General features: G+C 64.1%; 24 protein-coding genes. 11 read left to right on the top strand and 13 right to left on the bottom strand.

What is annotated here, in order from left to right; genetic code table 11:
• The 4 genes from L867_RS0121180 to L867_RS0121165 all read left to right on the top strand — a co-directional run bounded on the left by L867_RS0121180 (position 1) and on the right by L867_RS0121165 (position 2329).
• Positions 1 to 951: an aldo/keto reductase gene (locus L867_RS0121180; RefSeq protein ID WP_028738681.1), complete on the top strand. Its 951-nt coding sequence runs from the start codon at positions 1 to 3 to the stop codon at positions 949 to 951.
• Between the two features lie 7 nt (positions 952 to 958).
• A complete protein-coding gene (locus tag L867_RS0121175; RefSeq protein WP_028738680.1) occupies positions 959 to 1405 on the top strand; it encodes a GNAT family N-acetyltransferase in 447 nt (148 codons plus the stop codon).
• Positions 1406 to 1471: 66 nt separating this feature from the next.
• On the top strand, positions 1472 to 1816 hold the full coding sequence (locus tag L867_RS0121170) for a hypothetical protein (RefSeq protein ID WP_028738679.1): 345 nt from the start codon (positions 1472 to 1474) through the stop codon (positions 1814 to 1816).
• 168 nt (positions 1817 to 1984) lie between these two features.
• Positions 1985 to 2329, top strand: coding sequence for a hypothetical protein (locus L867_RS0121165; RefSeq protein ID WP_028738678.1), 345 nt, complete (start codon positions 1985 to 1987; stop codon positions 2327 to 2329).
• A 40-nt stretch (positions 2330 to 2369) separates the two neighbouring features.
• On the opposite strand, the gene L867_RS0121160 is transcribed toward L867_RS0121165, so the two are convergent.
• On the bottom strand, positions 2370 to 3260 hold the full coding sequence (locus L867_RS0121160; protein ID WP_028738677.1) for a LysR family transcriptional regulator: 891 nt from the start codon (positions 3258 to 3260) through the stop codon (positions 2370 to 2372).
• A 128-nt stretch (positions 3261 to 3388) separates the two neighbouring features.
• Here L867_RS0121160 and L867_RS0121155 point away from each other — a divergent pair, with 128 nt between their 5' ends.
• The gene (locus tag L867_RS0121155; RefSeq protein ID WP_028738676.1) at positions 3389 to 4387 is read left to right on the top strand and encodes an aldo/keto reductase; all 999 of its coding nucleotides are present in this window, start codon (positions 3389 to 3391) and stop codon (positions 4385 to 4387) included.
• An 8-nt stretch (positions 4388 to 4395) separates the two neighbouring features.
• On the opposite strand, the gene L867_RS0121150 is transcribed toward L867_RS0121155, so the two are convergent.
• Entirely contained in the window at positions 4396 to 5145 is a 750-nt protein-coding gene (locus L867_RS0121150; RefSeq protein WP_028738675.1) for a helix-turn-helix domain-containing protein, read from the bottom strand.
• 281 nt (positions 5146 to 5426) lie between these two features.
• On the opposite strand from L867_RS0121150, the gene L867_RS0121145 reads away from it, so the two are divergent.
• Positions 5427 to 6320: a DMT family transporter gene (locus L867_RS0121145; RefSeq protein ID WP_028738674.1), complete on the top strand. Its 894-nt coding sequence runs from the start codon at positions 5427 to 5429 to the stop codon at positions 6318 to 6320.
• Positions 6321 to 6401: 81 nt separating this feature from the next.
• Here the strand turns inward: L867_RS0121145 and pheT are convergent, their stop codons facing one another.
• The 9 genes from pheT to infC form a co-directional block, all read right to left on the bottom strand.
• A complete protein-coding gene (gene pheT, locus L867_RS0121140; protein ID WP_028738673.1) occupies positions 6402 to 8828 on the bottom strand; it encodes a phenylalanine--tRNA ligase subunit beta in 2427 nt (808 codons plus the stop codon).
• Between the two features lie 13 nt (positions 8829 to 8841).
• Positions 8842 to 9927, bottom strand: a complete 1086-nt coding sequence (gene pheS, locus L867_RS0121135; RefSeq protein ID WP_028738672.1) for a phenylalanine--tRNA ligase subunit alpha — start codon at positions 9925 to 9927, stop codon at positions 8842 to 8844.
• 134 nt (positions 9928 to 10061) lie between these two features.
• Positions 10062 to 10466: a 50S ribosomal protein L20 gene (rplT, locus tag L867_RS0121130; protein WP_028738671.1), complete on the bottom strand. Its 405-nt coding sequence runs from the start codon at positions 10464 to 10466 to the stop codon at positions 10062 to 10064.
• A gap of 38 nt (positions 10467 to 10504) precedes the next feature.
• Entirely contained in the window at positions 10505 to 10708 is a 204-nt protein-coding gene (gene rpmI, locus L867_RS0121125; protein ID WP_028738670.1) for a 50S ribosomal protein L35, read from the bottom strand.
• Between the two features lie 175 nt (positions 10709 to 10883).
• Positions 10884 to 12209 (bottom strand): sensor histidine kinase, encoded by a 1326-nt coding sequence (locus tag L867_RS0121120; RefSeq protein WP_028738669.1) that lies wholly within the window; start codon positions 12207 to 12209, stop codon positions 10884 to 10886.
• A complete protein-coding gene (locus L867_RS0121115) occupies positions 12206 to 12871 on the bottom strand; it encodes a response regulator transcription factor (RefSeq protein WP_028738668.1) in 666 nt (221 codons plus the stop codon). The genes L867_RS0121120 and L867_RS0121115 overlap by 4 nt, the downstream gene beginning before the upstream one ends.
• A gap of 4 nt (positions 12872 to 12875) precedes the next feature.
• Positions 12876 to 13364: a PepSY domain-containing protein gene (locus tag L867_RS27780; RefSeq protein WP_051439150.1), complete on the bottom strand. Its 489-nt coding sequence runs from the start codon at positions 13362 to 13364 to the stop codon at positions 12876 to 12878.
• A gap of 157 nt (positions 13365 to 13521) precedes the next feature.
• The gene (locus tag L867_RS0121105; RefSeq protein ID WP_028738667.1) at positions 13522 to 14106 is read right to left on the bottom strand and encodes a hypothetical protein; all 585 of its coding nucleotides are present in this window, start codon (positions 14104 to 14106) and stop codon (positions 13522 to 13524) included.
• A gap of 156 nt (positions 14107 to 14262) precedes the next feature.
• Complete coding sequence (gene infC / locus L867_RS0121100) at positions 14263 to 14799, bottom strand: translation initiation factor IF-3 (protein WP_084638707.1); 537 nt, start codon at positions 14797 to 14799, stop codon at positions 14263 to 14265.
• A 183-nt stretch (positions 14800 to 14982) separates the two neighbouring features.
• Between infC and L867_RS0121095 the strand changes: the two genes are divergently transcribed.
• Both L867_RS0121095 and L867_RS0121090 read left to right on the top strand, forming a co-directional pair.
• Entirely contained in the window at positions 14983 to 15810 is an 828-nt protein-coding gene (locus tag L867_RS0121095; RefSeq protein ID WP_028738665.1) for an alpha/beta hydrolase, read from the top strand.
• 105 nt (positions 15811 to 15915) lie between these two features.
• The gene (locus L867_RS0121090; protein WP_169734110.1) at positions 15916 to 16533 is read left to right on the top strand and encodes a transglutaminase-like cysteine peptidase; all 618 of its coding nucleotides are present in this window, start codon (positions 15916 to 15918) and stop codon (positions 16531 to 16533) included.
• Positions 16534 to 16548: 15 nt separating this feature from the next.
• On the opposite strand, the gene L867_RS0121085 is transcribed toward L867_RS0121090, so the two are convergent.
• Positions 16549 to 17757 (bottom strand): MFS transporter, encoded by a 1209-nt coding sequence (locus L867_RS0121085; RefSeq protein WP_028738663.1) that lies wholly within the window; start codon positions 17755 to 17757, stop codon positions 16549 to 16551.
• Positions 17758 to 17801: 44 nt separating this feature from the next.
• A complete protein-coding gene (mbfA, locus tag L867_RS0121080) occupies positions 17802 to 18785 on the bottom strand; it encodes an iron exporter MbfA (RefSeq protein WP_028738662.1) in 984 nt (327 codons plus the stop codon).
• 198 nt (positions 18786 to 18983) lie between these two features.
• On the opposite strand from mbfA, the gene L867_RS0121075 reads away from it, so the two are divergent.
• From L867_RS0121075 to L867_RS27600, 3 genes are all read left to right on the top strand, one after another.
• Complete coding sequence (locus L867_RS0121075) at positions 18984 to 19460, top strand: group III truncated hemoglobin (protein ID WP_028738661.1); 477 nt, start codon at positions 18984 to 18986, stop codon at positions 19458 to 19460.
• Between the two features lie 201 nt (positions 19461 to 19661).
• Positions 19662 to 20768 (top strand): TRAP transporter substrate-binding protein, encoded by a 1107-nt coding sequence (locus L867_RS0121070; protein WP_028738660.1) that lies wholly within the window; start codon positions 19662 to 19664, stop codon positions 20766 to 20768.
• Positions 20769 to 20949: 181 nt separating this feature from the next.
• The coding region (locus tag L867_RS27600) for a FecR domain-containing protein (protein WP_037174274.1) at positions 20950 to 21743 on the top strand (794 nt) is incomplete at its 3' end.

Raw genomic sequence — 21743 nt, 5'->3', positions numbered from 1 at the left:
ATGCAGAAGCGTTCGCTCGGCCGCACCGGCCTTTCCATCGCGCCCGTCGTCTTCGGCGGCAATGTGTTCGGCTGGACCGTCGACGAAAAGACCTCGTTCGACCTGCTCGATGCCTTTTTCGACGCAGGCTACAATGCGATCGACACGGCAGACGTCTATTCCTCCTGGGTCGACGGCCACAAGGGCGGCGAGAGCGAGGAAATCATCGGCCGGTGGCTGAAGCGCGGCCATGTCGCCCGCGACAAGGCGGTGATCGTGACCAAGGTCGGCTTCGACAGCCAAGGGCGAAAGACCGGGCTTTCCGCCAAGTGGATCGCGGAAGCGGCCGAGGCCTCGCTAAAGCGGCTCGGCACCGATTATATCGACCTCTATCTCGCCCACAAGCCGGACGAGGACGTGCCGATCGAGGAAACGCTGGAGGCCTTTGCCCGGCTCAAGCAGCAGGGCAAGGTCCGGGCGATCGGCTGCTCGAACTACGAGGCCGACCAGTTGCAGGCTTCGCTCGACGCCGCGGCAAAAAACAACCTGCCGCGCTATGACGTCGTGCAGCCGGAATACAATCTCTATACCCGCGACAGGTTCGAAGGGCCGCTTGCCGACCTCTGCGTCAAGGAAGAGATCGGCGTCATCAGCTATTACGCGCTCGCCGCCGGCTTCCTCACCGGCAAGTATCGCAGCCTGAAGGACACGGAAGGTGCGGCGCGCAGCTACCGCGTCGGCAATTATCTCGACGACAAGGGCTTGAAGATCCTCGCCGCCCTAGACCAGGTCGCGGCCGAGACCGGCACCACGCCGGCAACCGTCGCGATCGCCTGGGTCGTAGCGCGTCCCGGCATCACCGCGCCGATCGCCTCCGCCACCAGCCTTCGCCAGCTCGAAAGCCTGATCGCCGCCGGCGAGCTTGCGCTTTCCGAAGCCCAGATGACTCTCCTCACCGACGCCGGAGCGTAAGAATTCCATGACCATCGAGATACGTTATGCCGAGCCCGCCGACGAAGTCGCCTGGCGGCGCCTGTGGAAGGGATACCTCACCTTCTACAAGGTCGACCTGCCGGAAGAGATCACCAACCGCACCTGGGCGCGCATCCTCGACCCTTCGTCCCGCGTCGCCATGCGGGTGGCGCTGGTCGGTGACCAGATGGCCGGTTTCGCCATCCACCACTTCCACGATTCCACCTGGGCACTGACCCCGGACTGCTATCTGGAAGACCTCTATCTCGATGAAAAATTCCGCGGCCGCGGTCTCGGCCGGGCCCTGATCGACGATCTGATCGCCCTCGCCATGCAAAAGGGCTGGTCCCGCCTCTACTGGCACACCAACCACGACAATGCGACAGCGCGCAAGCTCTACGACACCTATGCGAAGGAAGACGGACACGTGCGCTATCGGATGGCGCTGGCGTAAGGCTATTGCCCGACAACGGCGAAACAACTATGAAGTGCGCATCATTTCAACCGGATCTATTTACACATGACAATCAGATATTCTTTGCCCTTGCTCGCTGTCGCACTGTCCTTGAGCGGGTGTGCCGTATCCCAGCAGCGATATGAAGCTGGCCGTACTGCGCTGGAGGGGAGCCCGAAGCTGAAGCAGGAGGCTATCAACCAATGCACAAAGGACACGAAGTCCAAGTCGTCCGAAAAACTGAAAGTTCTTGCGATGCTGGCCAATACATCGACTGCGGCTGTGCCTAAGGTCTTGTGCACACGTGTCTACAATGCATGGGCCAACGGGCGCTTGACCTATCAGGACTACAAGTCCGGCATGACCGGCAATCCCACTCCGGCCACCATCAAGATCATCCAGGGCCGGTAAACTCCATCGATCGGATCCTGGTTCGGCTTGAACCGGCAAACCTGCTGCAACCGAAGCCAGGCAGCCGCTTGGCCTTTTGCACATGCGCGATCAGCACACCGATTGACGGCAAAAGCCGGGCACCGACGAGCCAGAGGCACGTCGGTGCTTTCTTGGATAGGAATCGGAATGAACCTCAGAAGTCCAATTTTTCTTGCCCTGATCGGTCTGGGGCTGGTCGGTTGTGCCGTGTCGGAGCCGAGATATGCGGCAATGCAGACAGCTCTTGAGGGGAGCCCGAAGCTCAAGGACGAGTTGATCCGAAGGTGCGTGAAGGAATACAAGACAAATCCGGCGGAACGACGCAAGACCGACGCGGAGCTGGCCAGGATTTCGGTCAAGCTCGGGCCGGAGACGGTTTGCGCGCGTGTTGCCAACGGCATTGCCGACGGACGTATCGGTTATGCCGACTACGTCGCGCTGACCAGGGACCGGCTGTCGCCGAACGTCGCAAACATTCTTCGCCGTCGTTAGTTCCAGGCACACCACCCAGATCATGGACGGCGCTGATCCGTCAGCCCCGGTGCCGAAAGAAATCCACGAAGGCGCGCAGCGCCGGGCGCATCTGGCGGCGCGAGGGATAGTAGATGAAGAAGCCCTCGAAGGGCGGGCACCAGTCCTCAAGCACGGGGACGAGCCTTCCGGCGGCGACATCCGCGTCGACGCGCCCATCAAACAGGTAGGCAAGCCCCACGCCGTCGATCGCCGCGCGGCGTATCAGCCGCTGGTCGGAGAGGATCAGCGGGCCGGACACGTCGACGGCCAACACCTTTCCCGCCTTTTCCAGCTCCCAGCGATAGATGCGCCCGCTGGAAAAACGCCGCCGGATGCAACGGTGATGAATGAGATCGTCCGGCGCCTGCGGCCGGCCATGGGCGGCGATGTAGGCCGGCGCCGCGACGATCACACCACGCTGCGGACCGCTGGCGCGAACCGCGATCATGTCGGCCTCCAGATGCTCGCCGAGCCTCAGCCCCGCGTCAAAACCTTCGGCGACGATGTCCTCGAAGCGGTCATTGGTGACGACGTCCAGCTCGATCTCCGGATAGGCGCTGAGGAAGGCGCCAAGGCGCGGAGCGATCAGGTCTTCGGCGGCGAGCATCGGCATGGTCACGCGCAACGGCCCCGCCGGCGTACCCCTGCGGTCCGCAAGCCCCTCCAGCACCGCACCGATGTCGGCGAGCGCCGGCGACAGCGTTTCCAAGAGCATGCGTCCCTCCTCCGTCGGCGCGACGCTGCGGGTGGTGCGGGCGAGCAGGCGCACGCCGAGGCTCGCCTCCAGCGCGGTCACGGCATGGCTGACGGCGGAGGGGGCAATGCCCAGTTCCTCGGCCGCCTTGCGAAAGCTGCGGCCTTCGGCAACGGCGGCCAGAACGGCAAGCTGCGAGAGTTGGATCCTGTTCATTGTTCTATCTGATAGAACAAGCTGCGACAGATTGCATGCATTATCGGCAGACTGATGCCGCGCTATCTTGCCCCCGTCACCTCCGTCTATACTGACGGACGGTGATCGAACATCAGAGGTACGATTTCATGAAGACACGCACACTTGGCCCCCTCACCGTTTCCTCGCTCGGCCTTGGCTGCATGGGCATGAGCCATGGCTACACCCAGACAGGCGACGAGGCGGGATCGCTGGCAACGCTTGCCCGTGCCGTCGAGCTCGGCGTCACCCTGTTCGACACCGCCGAGATCTACGGGCCGTTCACCAACGAGATCCTCGTCGGCAAGGGCCTGAAGCCCTATCGCGACCGGGTGAAGATCGCCACCAAGTTCGGCTTTCGCATCAACACGGAAAATCCCAATGACGCGAGCGCCGGCGGCACGGATTCCCGCCCGGAACATGTGCGCGAAGTCGCCGAGGCCTCGCTGAAGCGGCTCGGCGTCGAGGTCATCGACCTGTTCTACCAGCACCGCGTCGACCCGGACGTGCCGATCGAGGACACGGTCGGCGCCATGGCCGACCTTGTGCGCCAGGGCAAGGTGCGCGCGATCGGTCTGTCCGAGGCAAGTGCCGCGACGCTGCGGCGTGCCCATGCCGTGCACCCCATCGCCGCCATCCAGAGCGAATATTCGCTATGGACCCGCGATCCGGAAGAAAACGGCGTGCTCGACACCTGCCGCGAGCTCGGCATCGGCTTCGTGCCCTTTTCGCCGCTCGGCCGCGGCGTGCTGACCGGTGCGCTGAAGACCCTCGACGGCATGGCGGAGAACGACTTTCGCCGGTCCTTGCCGCGTTTTTCGCAGGAGAATTTCGACACCAATCTGGCGCTCATCTCGGCGCTGGAACGGATGGCGGCGGAGAAGGGCGTGACGCCGGGCCAGCTGGCGCTTGCCTGGGTTCTGGCCCAGGGCGATTTCATCGTGCCGATCCCCGGCACGACCAAGATCGCCAATCTCGAAAAGAACGTCGCGGCCGCCGACATCGTGCTTTCGACGCAAGAGGTAAAGACCCTCGGCGACATGCTCTCGCCGCAGAAGGTGGCGGGTGCGCGCTATCCGGAACGCATGGCGAAGATGGCGAACAAGTAGCCCACCGTTCAGGCAGCAACCGCGACGCCGTGCCGGTAGGAGGACGGCGTCGTGCCCGTCATAGCCTTGAAGACCCGCGTCATGTGGCTCTGGCTGCTGAAGCCGCAGGCGGATGCGATCTGCGCGATCGGATCGCATCCTGCCAGGAGGGACTTGGCGCGGGCAAGACGCCGGCGCAGCACCCAACCATGGGGAGAGATGCCGCAGCTGGCAGTGAACATGCGCTGCAGGTGAAACTCGCTCAGACCGGCGATCGACGCCAGGTCGCTCAGCGTGACCTGGCTGTCGAGATGAGCTTCGATATAGTCGAGGAGGCGCCGCCGGACGGCCGGCGAGAGACCGCCCCGGATGGCGCGCGAGCGGGCGCCGCCATAGCGCGGATCGCCAAGCAGAGTGACGAAGGCGGTGTTGATCGCCTCCTCGGCCAGCAGCGGCTGTTGCGACCGCGTCGCCAAGGCGAGCCGGCGCAGCGCCTCGGCCAGCGCCGGCGCATGATCGAAGGTCGCCTCGGGCAGAACCATCAGCCGGGCATCCTGGTCGAAGGTCTCGGCAAAGACGCGCCGGAGTTCATGATCGGGGACATAGAAGTGGACGAACTCGAAGAGGTCGGTAATCTCCCATTCCGACGAGGTGCCCTGCGGCATGAGGCAGAAGGCGCCCGGCCAGCCATGGCGGGGGCCACCGTCGAGCCTACGCGTGCCGACCCCGCCTTCGAGATAGAGGCTGAACGTGTGATCCGCCGTGCGTTCATAGGTCATGCGGTCGTTGGCATTGCGCCAGATCGCCGCCGATCGCCCCAGGCCGAGATCGAGCGCGCCCATCATCTCCGCGCTCGGCGATGCCGAGAGGAAGCTGAAGACGGACCTGTGCTGGGACGACATGGCATAACCTCGAAACAGGCCGCCATTCTATCGCAGACTTCGCCGCAGGCCACTGCCGAATAACGCTGAGGGCGCCGTTCATCGGCATTTCACCGCAAGAATATGCAAGAGCCAGACGATCAGGCGGTCTAGACCTCGGGCTCAATCCGAGAGGGCCCATGACCAATATTCTGCTTTTCGCCTCGACCGTCCTCATCTGGGGTACGACCTGGATCGCCATCGCCATGCAGGTCGGTCCGGTGCCCGTGCTGGTCTCGGTGTTCTATCGCTTCGCCGCGGCGGCCGTGCTGTTCCTGCTGGTGCTGGCGGCCACGGGCAGGCTGACGATACCGGCGCTGAAGCACCAGCCCTTCGTCCTGGCGCAGGCGCTCTGCCTGTTCTGCTGCAACTTCCTGTGCTTTTACACCGCGGCCGGCTTCGTTCCGTCCGGCCTGATCTCCGTGATCTTTTCCCTGGCCACGATCTACAACGCGGTCAACGCGCGGCTGTTCTTCGGCGATCCCATCACCGGCCGCACGCTGGTCGCCGCCGTTCTCGGTGCCACCGGCCTCGTCCTGCTGTTCGGTCCCGACATCGTGCTCGACTTTGACGCCGACACGTGGAAGGGCATCGGCCTCTCGGTGCTCGGAACCCTGTTCTTCTCGCTCGGCAACATGGCTTCGCGCCGCAACAGCGCCGTCGGGATCCCGCCGGTGATCGCCAACGCCTGGGGCATGGCCTATGGGGCCGTCATCCTGCTCTCCCTGATCGCGGTGACCGGCACGCCCGTCGTCGCGCCACCGGACACAAGATATCTGGTGGCCCTGCTTTATCTCGCCGCCATCGGCTCGGTGGTCGGGTTCACCACCTATCTCATGCTGGTCTCGCGCCTCGGCTCCTCCAAGGCCGCCTATACGACGGTGCTCTTTCCCGTCGTCGCGCTTTCGCTGTCGACGATCTACGAAGGCTACCACTGGACGGCAGCGGGTTTGTTCGGCCTCTTCCTCACGCTGCTCGGCAATGTGGTGATCTTCACCAAGCCGGCGCCCCGCCGCACGCCCGCGACCGCCTGACGACCGGCGCGGCTCCAGCGATCCCGAAACGCAAAAGGCCCGCAGAGCGGGCCTTTTATCTTGATCAATGGTCTTTCGCCCTCAGGCGCGCAGGCTGCCGCCGGTGGTCTTTTCGACATTGCCGACGATCTTCTTGGTCAGCGCGTCGAAATCCTCGTCGGTCAGCGTCTTGTCGGCCGGCTGGATCAGCACTTCGATCGCCACCGACTTCCGGCCCTCGCCGAGGCTTGCCCCCTCGAAGATGTCGAAGACGTTGACGCCGGTGATCAGCTTGCGGTCGGCGCTGGCCGCCGCCTTGATGATCGCGCCTGCCTCGACCGACTTCTCCACCACGAAGGCGAAGTCGCGCTTCACCATCTGGAAGGGCGAGAGATCGAGCGCGGGCTTGGTGCGGGTCGCCTTCCGCTTCGGTTCCGGCACGACGTCGAGATAAACCTCGAAGCCGCACAGCGCACCGGACACGTCGAGCGCTTCGAGCGTCTTCGGATTGAATTCGCCGAAATGGCCGATCACCACCTTCGGACCCATCTTGATCGTGCCGGAACGACCCGGATGATACCAGGCCGGACCGCCCTGCTCGACCTGGACGTTCGACATCGGCAGGCCGCAGGCCTCAAGCACGGCGAGCGCATCGGCCTTGGCGTCATAGACGTCGACCGGCTTGCCGCCGCCCTTGGCCGCGTTCGACCACATGCGGCCGGCGCCGGCAAGCGAGGCCGTGCCGCGGCGGATGCCGCCGGCCACGCGACGCTGGCCTTCCGGCTTGTCGCTCTCATAGGTGCCCGAGACCTCGAAGATCGCCACGTCGCCGAAGCCGCGGTCGGCGTTGCGCTGGGCAGCGGTCAAAAGGCCCGGCAGCAGCGAGGGGCGCATGTCCGACATATCGGCGGCGATCGGGTTGGCAAGCTTCAGCGCACGGCTTCCGCCGCCGAAAAGCTTGGCGTGCGCTTCCGGGATGAAGGACCAGGTGACGGCCTCCAGCATGCCGCGCGAGGCCAGCGCCCGCTTGGCGGTACGGGTACGGATCTGCAGGGGTGTGAGGATCTTGGCGTTGACCGAACCGGTCGGCGCCAGCGGCTCGGGCTTGATCTTGTCGACGCCAAACACGCGCATGACCTCTTCGACCAGATCCGCCTTGCCGTCGACATCCGGGCGCCAGGACGGCACCGCGACGGAAACCGTCTCGCCTTCGCCGGACACCTCGAAGCCGAGGCCGGTCAGGATCTGGCGCGATTCGTCGTTGGAGACGGTAAGCCCGGTCAGCCGCTTCACTTCCGAGAAGGGGAAATCGACGATCTTGCGGTCGAAACCCTTGTAGCCGACGACCTTGGCCTTGGCCGCGGTGCCGCCGCACATGGAAAGAACCAGTTCGGTGGTGCGCTCGAGACCGGGCATCATGTATTCCGGGTCGACGCCGCGCTCGAAGCGATAGCGCGCATCGGTGATGATGCCGTGGCTGCGGCCGGTCTTGGCGATGTTGATCGGATCCCACAGCGCGGATTCGATCAGCACGTTGACGGTATTCTCGTCGCAGCCGGAGTGTTCGCCACCCATGATGCCGCCGATCGATTCCGGACCATTGTCGTCGACGATGATGACGTTGGCCGGGTTGAGCTTGTAGGTGCGGGTGTCGAGCGCCAGGATTTCCTCGCCCTCGCGGGCGCGGCGAACCACGAGCGCGCCCTTGACCTTGTCGGCGTCGAAGACGTGCATCGGCCGGCCCTGGTCGATGGTCATGTAGTTGGTGACGTCGACCAGCGCCGAGATCGGACGAAGGCCGATCGCCAGCAGCCGCTGCTGCATCCAGCGCGGGCTCGGACCGTTCTTCACGCCGCGCACCAGGCGATAGGCAAAGCCCGGGCAGAGCTTCTCGTCGTCGAGCACGATCTTCACTTCGATCGGCGTTTCGCCGTCGGTCTTGAACTCGGGCGCCTTCGCGGTCTTGAGCCTGCCCAGGCCGGAGGCGGCGAGATCGCGGGCAATGCCGAAGACGCTCGTGCAGTCCGGGCGGTTCGGCGTCAGGTTGATCTCGATGACCGGATCGTCGAGGCCGGCATAGGACGCGAAGCTCGTGCCGACCGGCGCATCGGCGGGCAGGTCGATGATGCCGTCGTGATTGTCCGACATGTTGAGCTCCTTTTCGGAGCACATCATGCCGTGGCTTTCCACGCCGCGGATCTTGCCGACGGCGAGCGTCACGTCGATGCCGGGCACATAGGTGCCGGGACGGGCCAGCGCACCGACCAGGCCGGCACGCGCATTCGGTGCGCCGCAGACGATCTGCACCGGCGCTGCACCGTCGCCGGCATCGACCGTCAGGACCTTCAGCCGGTCGGCTTCGGGATGCTTTTCAGCGGTAAGGATCTTCGCAATGACGAAGGGCTTGTAGGCCGCCTTGTCATCGACGTCCTCGACCTCGAGACCGATCGCCGTCAGGCGCTCGCAGATTTCCTCGAGTGTGGCGTCGGTTTCCAGGTGATCCTTCAGCCAGGAGAGTGTGAATTTCATGGGTCTATCCTCCTTACGCGCTCAGGCCGCCGAACAGGGTCGGCATGTCGAGCGGACGGAAACCGTAATGGCTCATCCAGCGCACGTCGGCGTTGAAGAAGTCGCGCAGGTCCGGCATGCCGTATTTCAGCATGGCGATGCGGTCGAGCCCCATGCCCCAGGCAAAGCCCTGGTATTCGTCGGGATCGAGACCGCCGGCGCGCAGCACGTTCGGATGGACCATGCCGCAGCCGAGGATTTCCATCCAGTCGGTACCCTCGCCGAACTTGACGATCGGGCCGGACGAGCGGTCGCACTGGATGTCGACCTCGAAGGACGGCTCCGTGAACGGGAAGAAGGATGGGCGGAAGCGCATCACGACATTGTCGACCTCGAAGAAGGCCTTGCAGAACTCTTCCAGGATCCAGCGCAGATGGCCGACATTGGCGGTCTTGTCGATGACCAGGCCTTCGACCTGATGGAACATCGGCGAGTGCGTGGCGTCACTGTCCTGGCGGTAGGTCTTGCCGGGAATGACGATGCGGATCGGCGGCTTCTGCGCTTCCATGGTGCGCACCTGCACCGGCGAGGTATGGGTGCGCAGAACCTTGCGGTCGCCGTTGTCGTCCGGCTCCAGGAAGAAGGTGTCGTGCATCTCGCGGGCCGGATGGCCTTCGGGGAAGTTGAGCGCGGTGAAATTGTAGTAGTCGGTCTCGATATCCGGGCCTTCGGCGATCGAGAAGCCCATGTCGGCGAAGATCGCGGTGATCTCGTCGACGATCTGGCTGATCGGATGGATGCGGCCGCGCTCGGCCGGCGAGGAGCGGACGGGCAGCGAGACGTCGACGGTCTCGGCCTTCAGCCGCGCGGTGATGGCGGCGTCCTTCAGCTCGGCCTTGCGGGCAGTGATCTTTTCGGTGATTTCGTTCTTCAGCGCGTTGATCGCCGCACCGCGCGTCTGGCGCTCTTCCGGCGTCATCGAGCCCAGCGTCTTCAGGAGTTCGGAAACCGAACCCTTCTTGCCGAGGGCGGCGACGCGGACCGCTTCGATATCGGCTTCATTGTCCGCCGCGGCGATGTCGGCGAGAAGCGCCGTTTTCAAACTGTCGAGATCGGACATGTCCGTTTCCTGCCCCTTATACCACCGCGGGTCCCTAACGCCCCGGCATGACGACAAAATGAAAAACCCGCGCTAGCCCTGCCAGCGCGGGTTTCCCAACAATTTCTTTTTACAAAAGCTTGGGAAGCGCTGGCTTACTTGACCGCGCTTTCAAACTCGTTCGCCGTGCCGGCGTCCTTGAGGTAGGCCAGTGCCTTCTTGGCAGCCGCGATCAGCGAGCCGAAGGCTGCCGGTTCGTGGATGGCCATGTCGGACAGAACCTTGCGGTCGACTTCGATGCCGGCCTTGTTCAGACCGTCGATGAAGCGGCCATAGGTCAGGCCGTGTTCGCGCACAGCAGCGTTGATACGCTGGATCCACAGGGCGCGGAAGTTGCGCTTGTTGACCTTGCGGTCGCGGTAGGCGAATGCCTTCGAACGATCCACAGCTGCCTTTGCTGCGCGGATCGTGTTCTTGCGGCGGCCGTAGAAACCCTTGGCTGCCTTGAATACCTTGTTGTGCTTGGCGCGGGAAGTTACGCCACGTTTTACGCGTGCCATGTCATGATCTCCTTAATGATCCAAAAAGCGAAAGGGTCTCAGAGACCGTTCGGCAGGTAGTTCTTGATGACCTTCTTGCCGTCAGCTTCGGAAAGAACCATCGTGCCGCGTGCATCGCGGATGAACTTGTTGGACCGCTTGATCATGCCGTGACGCTTGCCGGCGGCGGCCGCGAGGACCTTGCCGGTGGCAGTGATCTTGAACCGCTTTTTGGCGGAGGACTTCGTCTTCATCTTGGGCATTTTGCTACTCCATTGTTCTTGTATCGAAACGGACAGACGACGCCCGTTTTCAAGCATAAAGAACGGCCACGGCATGCCCTGCCGGACCGTTCGGACGCGCGCTTATAACCGCTGACGGATAAAAGCGCAACGGGTCACATCGGGAATCTCGAACGGCACCGATGGTGCGAACCCGCTACCCGCGAAGCGGCACAGACAGCCGGACCGACAGCCCGCCGAGTTCGGAGCGGCCGAGCTCCAGCACACCGCCATAGGCCGACAGGATTTCCGCCGTGATGGAAAGCCCTAGACCGGAACCGCCGTCGTCATCCCCCAGATGCACGCCCCGCGACGGGAGGATGGCCAGGTCCGTGTCCGCCACGCCCGGTCCGTCGTCCTCAACGGTCACCACCGCCGCCTTGTCCTCGCCGGTGGCCGTGATGCGGATTTCGCCCCGGGCAAACCGGGTGGCGTTGTCGAGCACGTTGCCCAGCGCTTCTGCGAAATCCGCCGCGTCCATGTCCACGGCAAGCCCGGCCGGAACGCGGATCAACCATTCGATACCGCTCGGCTCGGTGATCGGCCTCAGCACCATGACCAGCTTGCCGACCAGCGAGCCGAGTTCGGTCAGGCTCATCTGCTCGACGCCCAGCCGTGCCGATTGCAGCTGGCGGTCGGCGCGCTGGCGAATGAGATCCACCTGCTGGCGCGCCAGTTCCTTCTCTTCGGGCGGAAGCTGGTCGGCGAGATGGAGAAGGACGGTCAAGGGCGTCTTCAGGCCATGCGCTAGATCGCTGGCCCGGGCTCGCGCCCGTTCGACGGCCGTCTCGCGTTCCTGGAGCAGCAGGTTGAGCTCGGAAACGAGCGGCCGCAGTTCCGACACGCCGACATCGTCGACCGAATTCGCCTGTCCGGAGCGCACCAGCCCCACCCGCTGCTGAAGGCGCACGAGAGGCGCGAGCCCGACGCCCACCTGAAAGATCGCGGCGGCCACTAGGACTGTGGCGCTGAGGGTCAGCATCAGGGCCATGGCACTGTGAAACTGGGCAACCGCATCGTCGAACTCGAAACGATCGAAGGCGGCCGACAGCGTAAACCGCCGCGAGCCATGCGGCTCATCGAGAGAGATCGCACGCTGATAGACAAGAAGGTCGGCACCGTCGGGCCCCTCCGCCGCCAGGAACCCGTAATCCGCCGGAAGCAGCGCATCGGCCGGCAGGTCGATATCCCACAGCGACCGCGAGCGCAGCACCTCGCCCGGTTGGGGAACCACCTGCCAGTACCGTCCACTGCCGGGAAGCGTGAAGCGGGGATCGGTCGGCGTCTTTTCGAGAACCACCTTGCCGTCGCGCAGCTCCAGGCCCGCAGCGAGCTGATCGACGATGCCCGCCATTTCCACCCTGTAGCGCTCGGCGACATAGCCGGAAAAGACACGGCTCAGGCCATAACCCAGCACCAGAAGAATGAAGACGATGGCGGCAAAGGCGCCGAGGACGACCCGGATCCGGAGCGAATGGATCATGCGTCTTGATCCGGCAGCACATAGCCGAAGCCCCGGCGCGTCTCGATCGCTTCCGGATCGGTCTTGCGCCGAAGCCGGGCGATCATAGCCTCGACCGAGTTCTTGGCCGTGTCGTCGTCCCGCCCCTGCACGCGTCGGGCGATCTCGATCGGATCGAAGACGCGGCCCGGCTCGCTGACAAGCATTTGCACGAGGCGATATTCCAGCGCGGTCAGTTCCAGCGGCTGGCCGTCATAGGTGACCCGCCGCGTCTGGTCGTCGACCACGAAACGCCCCGCCGACTTGATCGGCGACGGGCGCTTGCGGGAGCGGCGCAGCAAGGCCTTGAGACGGGCGATCAGTTCCTCGCTGCGAAACGGCTTCGGCAGGTAGTCGTCCGCGCCGGCCTCGAAGCCATCGACCCGCTCCATCCAGGAACCGCGCGCCGTCAGGACGAGGATCGGCGTATCGAGGCCGCTTGCCCGCCAGCGCTTGAGGATCGACAGGCCGTCCATGCCCGGCAGGCCAAGATCGAGGATGATGGCGGCATAGTCGCCGGTCTCGCCCTCCTCCCAGACCTCGGGGCCGGAGGCGAGATGGTCGACGAGATAGCCCTCCGCCTCGAGCTTGGCTTTCGTGTGTTCCGCGATATCGCGATCATCTTCGGCAAGCAGCAACCTCATGTCGTCACCACCATGCGAACGGGCCGAGCGCGCGACCCGTCTCCGCATTGAGGCGAAGCGTGCGCACGCTTCCCGTGTTGTTCTCGACCTTGAGGATATAGACCGGCGTCCTGCCGCCCAGCGTCAGATCGACCGACAGGACACGCCCGGCACGCATGGCTTTCACCCGGTTCAGGATTTCGCGAAGCGGCAGGATGCGGCCGTTACGAACGGCATCACGCGCTTCGACGTGGTCGTCCGCGTCGCCGTCTTTGTCGGCGCTGTCCTTGCCATCATCGTCATTGCCGCCATCATCGTCATTTCCGCTATCGTCGTCGCCGCCGTCATCGCCGCCATCGTCGCCGCCGTCATCGCCGCCATCGTCGCCGCCGTCGTCTCCACCATCGTCGCCGCCGTCATCGTCGTCCGCCAACACCGGATTGACATGCAGCATTGCGCCGGCGCCGGGCAGCGCCGCCAGCAACAACAGCAGGAAATCTCGCCTGTTCATCATTTTCACGATTTCGTCGTTCTCTTCGCCGGTCGATCACCATTGAGACTAGCGACTGTCGGGCCGATGCGCCACTGCAACGAGAAGACCCCGCCCGGGTTGCGGGCGGGGTGAAACGGCTGCGGCACCGGCGGCTGCGCCGCATCCGTTTCGACGGACCTCAGTTGGCCGGGACGATTGTCACGGCAGTCACCGAATTGCGCGGCGCCTTTATCTTGACTTCGGTCCGGTTGCGGTTCCGCTCCATTTCGAGGGCGAGGCGGCGACCCTTCTGGTCAACTGCAACCATCGAACCGTTCTTCAGCCCACGCAGCTGGGCGTCGTTGACCACGAGGCTGGTGCGTTCGCCATCTGCATTCGCGCCGGTGGAGTCGTCATCGGTACCATTGTCATCGACGCCGTTATCATCCGTCGAGTCGTCATCCGTACCGTTGTCGTCGTCGTCGGTACCGTTGTCATTGTCATCGGTGCCGTTGTCATCGTCGTCATTGCCGTTATCGCTGTCGTCATTACCGCCGTCGTCATTGCCGTTGTCGTCATTGCCGCCGTTGTCGTCGTCACTGCCGTTGTCATCGTCACCGCCGTCGTCGTCGTTGCCGCCATCATTGTCATCGTCGGCGAGCGCGACCGAGACGATCGATGCGCCAAGGGGGGCCGACAGCGCGGAAACGAGCGCCGGCGCAAGGGTGAGCGAGAAGAGGGCGGTGGTCGAGACGAGCAGGTGCCTGCGCAAAAGGTTGATCATGTTATCCTCCGGTTTGCTGTGATGAACTCTATGACGAGCATCATGCATCCGGGAGGCTGACAGCTTGCCCAACGGGGCTGTCAGGGAAATGTCAGCAACGGCCCATGAAAAAAGCCGCCTTAGCGGCGGCTTGTTTCGCGGTGCGTCTTTTCAGACTCACTTCGGCGCGAGCACCATCATCATCTGCCGGCCTTCGAGCTTCGGCTCGGCCTCGACCTTGGCGATGGTGACGGTATCTTCCTTCACCTGCTGCAGAAGCTTCATGCCGAGTTCCTGGTGGGCCATTTCACGACCGCGGAACTTCAGCGTCACCTTGACCTTGTCACCCTCTTCGAAGAAGCGGTTCATCGCCTTCATCTTCACCTCATAGTCATGGGTGTCGATGTTGGGACGCATCTTGATTTCCTTGACCTCGACGATCTTCTGCTTCCTGCGCGCTTCGGCCGCCTTCTTCTGGTTGGCGAATTTCAGCTTGCCGAGGTCCAGGATCTTGCAAACCGGCGGCTCGGCATTGGGCGAGATCTCGACGAGATCGAGACCCGCCTCTTCCGCCATCCTGAGCGCCTCGTCCGTCGGCACGATGCCGAGGTTCTGGCCTTCGTCATTGATAAGCTGGACCCGGGGAATCCGGATCTCCCGATTGGAGCGCGGCCCTTCCTTGACAGGGGCATCGGCTTTGAAAGGTCTGCGAATGGTCGTATTCTCCTGAACTGTTGAGCCTTGCGGCAACGCGCTTCAAGCGCGGGCTTCTAGCGTTTCAGCTATTTGGCTATTGCCGCTCGGCAAGTCAATAACACGCTTCGGATCGAAAATCACCTGCTGTCCGTCACTTCGCGAATCTGTTTTACAGGGCCATTCACGCCCAGGGAGCCCTGCATGACCACGATCCATTCCGCCCCGCGCGCCGAGACAATTACGGTGGGCAACGGCGGCGACGCCCGCGACATCGCGCTCCTTCTCCGCCCCGCCGGTCCGGCGTCCGAGCCGTCAAGGCCGGCGCTCGTCTGGCTCGGCGGCTACCGGTCCGACATGAGCGGCACCAAGGCGATCGAAATGGATGCGCTGGCGGCGGAAAAGGGTCTGGCAGCGATCCGTTTCGACTATTCCGGCCACGGCGCCTCCGGCGGCGCGTTCCGCTCCGGCACGATCACGCGCTGGCTTGAGGAGGCGCTGGCCGTTCTCGACCATGTCGCACCGCAGAGCGTCGTGCTGGTCGGCTCGTCGATGGGCGGCTGGATCGCGCTCAGGCTCGTGCAGGCGCTTGCGCGTCGCGGTTTAGGCCCCCGCGTTGTCGGCATGGTGCTGATCGCACCGGCGCCGGACTTCACCATCGAACTGATCGAGCCGAACCTTTCCGACGTCGAGCGGGCGTCGCTGGCCGAGCGCGGCTATTTCGAGGAACCATCGGAATACAGCCCCGAGCCAAACATCTTCACCCGCGCCCTGATCGAGGACGGCCGCGCCAACCGCGTGCTGACCGGCATCATCCAAACCGGTTGCCCGGTGCATATCCTGCAGGGTATGGCCGATCCCGACGTACCCTATGCCCATGCGCTCAAGCTCATGGAATTCCTGCCGGCCGACGATGTCGTACTCACCCTGGTGCGCGATGGCGACCATCGGCTGTCCCGCCCCGAGGACATCGCGCGGATGAAGGCGGCGATCCTGTCCATGGCCGCGACGGACGGCGCGCCGGGCCTGTAGCATTTTAACCATAGTTGACAAATCCCTAACGCGCGGGCGCCACCGCGATTGACTCGAAACCCGCTTGGACCTTAACGTTTTGTTAAGGATTAAAGGGACGAGTTCATGATGAACCGATCGCGCGCTTTTGCTGCGTTGCTTGTGGTGCTTGGTGTATCGGCGCCGGCCGGCACCGGCTTCACCGCACCCAAGACACTGCTGTCGATGACGACGGGCAGCGTCACGTCACAGCCGATCGGTCATTACGAATTTTGCCGCCTGCATCGCGACGAATGCAGCGTGAAGAGCAAGTCTGGCGCCCTGCCGCGACTGACCCCGCATGGCTGGGACGTGGTGCGCGACATCAACCTGACCGTCAATTCCGCCATCACGCCGGTCACCGATGCCGATGCCTATGGCCGCGAGGAAGTGTGGGCCTATCCGGTCGATGCGGGCGACTGCGAGGACTTTGTCCTGCTGAAGCGCGAAAAGATGATGGAAGCGGGCTTTTCGCCCGCCGACCTGCTGATCACCGTGGTGCGCAAGCCCGACGGCGAAGGCCATGCCGTACTGACGTTGCGCAGTGCCCAGGGCGATTTCGTCCTCGACAACCTCGTCAACGACGTCAAGCTGTGGACCGAGACGCCCTATACCTATCTCAAGCGCCAGGCGAGCTTCGATACCGGTCGCTGGGTGACGATCGAGAACGGCACCACCGACGTCATGGTCGGCGCGCTCGACTAGACAACGTCCGATGTTTTAGGACAGCTGGCCCCGGCGTTCCGCGTCTAAGCGCAGCGGCGGCAGGCGGGAAAGTCCGACCATCGCCAGAAGACCGATAGCCCCCATCAGAAGCAGGCAGCCGATCGCGGCCTCGACGCCCAGACGCTCATTGACGAAGATGATCGTCACCGGGGCGGCGGCCGACAGGACCATGCGGATACCCGACAACGTGCCCATGGTGCGGCCGTAGCCTGCCGTGCCGAAAAAGTGCAGCGGCAGGACGCCGCGGATGATCGAGGTCAGCCCCTGCCCGATGCCGAAGAAGACGGCGAAGACCAGCACGATGGCGACGGCCGGGAAAATGGCCGCGGCAAACAGCAAGGTCAGCGCCAGAAAGATCGCCCCCGTGGCGATCAGCCCCGTCACAGGTGGAGACAGCACGCCCCGGCGCGCATATTCGATGACGCGGGCGGCGACCTGCGACGGACCAATCAGGCTGCCGGTCAGGGTGGCGATCGCCGGCGTGAAGCCGGCATCGCCGAGCAGCACCAGGAGCGATGCGCCCATGGCCGAGAGAACGAAACCGCCGGCCGAAAGGCTGATGGCCATCAGCGCGAGATGCGGCCGGCGGCTGGCGACGGCGGGAGCGCCGGCTTCGGCCGATGATTTTTGCGGGACTGCGACCTCGCGTCGATAGGACGGCCAGAGCGCGTGCACCGGAAGGGCGAGCGCCAGGTTGAGACCGGCGAGCACGAGATAGACCTCGCGCCAGGTCATCATCGTCAAGAGCCACTGGATCAGCGGCCAGAACACCGTCGAGGCAAAGCCCGCGACCAGCGTCACCAGGGTGATCTGGCTTCTGGCCTCCTGGCCGTGACGCTGGGCCAGCGCGGCAAAGCCCGCATCGTACTGCACGGCGATCGACACGAATTCGGCCGCCAGAGTGACGGCGGCGAACTGCCAGCCGTTCTGCACCATCGATAGGCCTGCGAGAGCGGCGGCGGCAAGGATCGACCCGAAGGTCAGCACGGGGCGTGCGCCGAAGCGGTCGATCAGCCGCCCGATGATCGGTGCGGAGACGGCGCCGCCCAGCAGGCCGATCGAGAAAACCGCGAAGACAAAGCTCTGCGACCAGCCGAATTCGCGGGCGATTTCGGGAGCCAGTATGGAGAAGGAATAATAGAGCGTGCCATAACCGACGGTCATGGAAACGCCCATGCCGAGGGTGGCGGGGGATGGTTTCATGATGACGCCGCTACGCTATTCGTGTTGCGGCGTCATGACAAGGATCAACCGTTGCCGATCAGGATGCCGGCCGCCAGGACCAGCGAGCCGCCGAGCACGACCTGCATGGCGGCGCGCAGGAAAGGCGTCTCCATGTACTTGTTCTGGATGAAGGCGATCGCCCAGAGTTCGATGAAGACGACCACGGCGGCGGTGAGGGTCGCCGTCCAGAAGTGCGGGATCAGATAGGGCAGCGCATGGCCGAGACCGCCGAGCGCCGTCATGATGCCCGAGGCCAGGCCGCGCTTGATCGGCGAGCCGCGACCGGACAGCTTGCCGTCGTCGTGGGCGGCTTCAGTGAAGCCCATGGAAATGCCGGCGCCGACCGAGGCGGACAGGCCGACGAGGAAGGTCTGCCAGGTATCGCCGGTGGCGAAGGCGGCGGCGAAGATCGGCGCCAGCGTCGAGACCGATCCGTCCATCAGCCCGGCAAGGCCCGGCTGCACATAGGTCAGCACGAACTGGCGGTGGGCGCTCGCATCCTCTTCCGCCTTGACGTCTTCCGGCGTGTGGCGCTCGCCGAGCATGGAGGCGATTTCCTCATGGCCCTGCTCGGCCAGCGCCAGATCGCCGAGCAGCTTGCGCGTCTGGGCGTCCGTCGTGCGCTGCGCCGCGGCGATATAGAAGCGATAGGCACCCTGCTCCATCGTCTCCGCCTCGGCGCGGATCTGGTCGAGGCTCTGGTTGGCGCGCAGCCAGTCGGGCTTGCGATGGTAGAAGTCGCTCACATGCTCGCGGCGGATCAGCGGAATGCGTTCGCCGAAGCGCAGGCGGTGCATGTCGATCAGCTGGTTGCGATGGGTGTGCTCGACCTCCGCCATGTCCTCGAACACCTTGGCCGACTGCGGATACTGTTCGCGCAGCTGGTCGGCATAGGCGAGATAGATGCGCGCATCGTCCTCTTCCGAGGAAATCGCCAGCGCCAGGATTTCCTGTTCGCTCAGGCTGGAAAACGGTCGTTTCGACGAAGAAAAAAAGCGCGCGAGCATCGGTGCCTATCCTGTTCTTTATAATTGTTCTAAACTTATTGCGTCGTGTTTTCCAGGTCAAGCCGCAGCGATGCCGCAGTGCGCACAAACGCAGGGAAGCCGCCGATGCGACGATCGGCACGGACCCGCGCGTTTGACGCCCGCCCGACGATACGCGACAAGCGTGGAGACGACCAAGAATGACGGAAGGACATGGCGATGCAGGATGATCTGATCGGCCGCGCCGCGCACCGGGCGGAAATCACCGCCCGCGCCGAGGCGCAGATGGCCGCAATGGGCGTCGATCCGGCCTTCATAGACCGGCTGGTCGAGACCTTCTACAGCCGGATCCAGGCCCATCCGAACCTCGGCCCCGTCTTCGACGGCCGACTTTCCGGCCGCTGGCCCGCGCACCTCGCCAAGATGAAGGCCTTCTGGGCTTCGGTCGCGTTCAAGAACGGCGCCTATGGCGGCAAGCCGGTCCAGGCTCATCACGGCGTGGCCGGCGTCACCGAGGGCCTTTTCGTCGAATGGCTGGCGCTGTTCAACCAAACCCTCGTCGACATGGAAGCGACGGAAGAAGCGCGCGGCTGGTTCATGGCGACGGCCGAACGGATCGCCCGCAGCCTCGTGCTCGCCCTGTTTTACAATCCGGCCCTCGACGACCCGGCCCGACGCATCCAGCCATCGACCTGAGCGGGCCTCGCGCCATCCCACCGCAAAGAGGCCTTGCGCAGTTTTTGCAAGCTTCGCGCTCGATCAACGCAATTTTCCGCAAGCATCACCGCCCCAGCGCGCAATTCAGACTGCTTTCGGGCTTGCATGAACGGGTCATGATGGCTAGACCCGCCTCCGGAGGGGGAGGACGATTATAGGAAACAACCAAGGCTAAAGACCATGAACCGCCGTAAATTCTTCCAGCAGGCCGGCGCCGCCGGCTTGGGTGCTGCCGCCTCCGTCACGCTTGCCGCCCCTGCCATCGCCCAGGAAAATCCGAAGCTCAACTGGCGCCTGACCTCATCCTTCCCGAAGAGCCTCGACATCATCTTCAGCGCCGCCACCGACATCGCCCAGAGCGTGTCCGAGGCCACCAGCGGCAATTTCACCATCACCCCGTTTGCCGCCGGCGAGATCATCCCGCCGCTGCAGGCCGCCGATGCGGTCGCCGCCGGCACCGTCGAGATGGCGCACACCTGCTGCTACTATTACATTGGCAAGGATCCGGCCTTTGCGCTCGGCACGGCCATTCCGTTCGGCCTTAATGCCCGCATGACCAATGCCTGGTTCACCGCCGGCGGCGGCAACGAGCTGCTCAACGAATTTCTCGCCGGCCACAAGCTCTATGCGCTGCCCGCCGGCAATACCGGCGCCCAGATGGGCGGCTGGTACCGCAAGGAAATCAAGACGATCGACGATCTCAAGGGCTTGAAGATGCGCATTGCCGGCCTCGCCGGCGAAGTCATGAGCAAGGTCGGCGTCACGCCGCAGCAGATCGCCGGCTCGGACGTCTACCCGGCACTCGAGAAGGGCACGATCGACGCCACCGAATTCGTCGGCCCCTATGACGACCTGAAGCTCGGCTTCCACAAGGTCGCCAAATACTACTACTATCCGGCGTGGTGGGAAGGCGGCCCGGCCGTCCACGCCTTCTTCAATTCCGACACGTTCAACGAACTGCCGGCCAACTACAAGCGCATCCTGACCGACGCCTGCGCGGCTGCGAACGCCCGCATGCTGGCCCGCTACGACGCCTCGAATGCCGCGGCCCTTCGCCAGCTGGTGGCACAGGGCACAGAGCTTCGCGCCTTCGGCTCGGACATCCTCGACGTCTGCCACAAGGCGGCGCTGGAGACCTATGCCGATCTCAGCGCCAAGAACGAGAACTTCAAGAAGCTCTATGACAGCCAGCAGGCCTTCAAGAAGGATGCCTATCTGTGGGCCCAGGTCGCCGAATACGGTTTCGACACCTACATGATGATCCAGCAGCGTCAGGGCACGCTCTAAGCGCCGTTGGCACAATTCGGGAACAGTGCCGCCCCGGTCAGCCATGGCCGGGGTGTTTCCTTTTGAAACATTTTTTGCCGGCAGGCCCACATATCCTTTCGGGACCTGTCATTTAGACGTTAGGCATTTGTTATTTTGAATGTTTTACGCTTCCGGCTGATTTTCTCGCCGGGGGGCACTCATGTACCGCGTATCCATCGCCATTGCCGCGATCGTCCTGACACTGTTCCAAGCCGCCGGCGCATGGGCCGAAGGATGGACCGTTTCCAAGGTCAAGCAGCCAGTCAACTACACCTTGGACAAGTACACCTGGCTGCGTCTCGACCAGGGCATGGAAGTGCCCGCGGGCGCCTGGATCAGCACCGGCCCGCGTGGGCGCGTCGTGCTCGTCCATGACGAAGACATGGTCACGGTCCAGCCCGGCACGCTGACGGCAATCTTCGCCAAGGACCGCGTGGGCAAGAAATTCGAGATCGCCCAGCAGGTCGGCGAGGTTCTGGTCGACTTCGAAAAACGCGACGGACGCAGTCTTTCCGTCCAGACGCCGTTCCTCGCTGCCGTGGTGAAGGGAACCCGATTTACCGTGCGGGTAGACCACCAGGGCGCCAATCTCGGTGTCGCGCGCGGGGTCGTCGGCGTCACCGATCCGCGCCGCGGCCAGGCGGTCGACGTGCGCCCCGGCCAGTCCGTCGCGGTGTCTCCGACCATGACCGGATCCCTCAGCGTGGTCGGCCCAGGCCCCAAGGCACCGGTGGTGAACGTGGCCGTGACCAGCCCGGCCGTTCCCAGCGTCTCCCAGCCGACGACCGGCACCAAGGGCAAGAGCGCCACGGCCGGCAGCAACAGCGATAACGGACAGTCCACCTCGGCCGGGAACGGTAGCGGGAATGGGAACGGAACCGGGAACGGCAACGGGAACGGCAACGGCAACGGAAACGGGAACGGGAACGGCAACGGCAACGGAAACGGCAACGG

The sequence above is a fragment of the Paenirhizobium selenitireducens ATCC BAA-1503 genome (assembly GCF_000518785.1).
Lineage (GTDB): Bacteria > Pseudomonadota > Alphaproteobacteria > Rhizobiales > Rhizobiaceae > Allorhizobium > Allorhizobium selenitireducens.
Note: the sequence above shows the minus strand (reverse complement) of the source record. Positions and strands in the feature narration are given on the sequence as shown.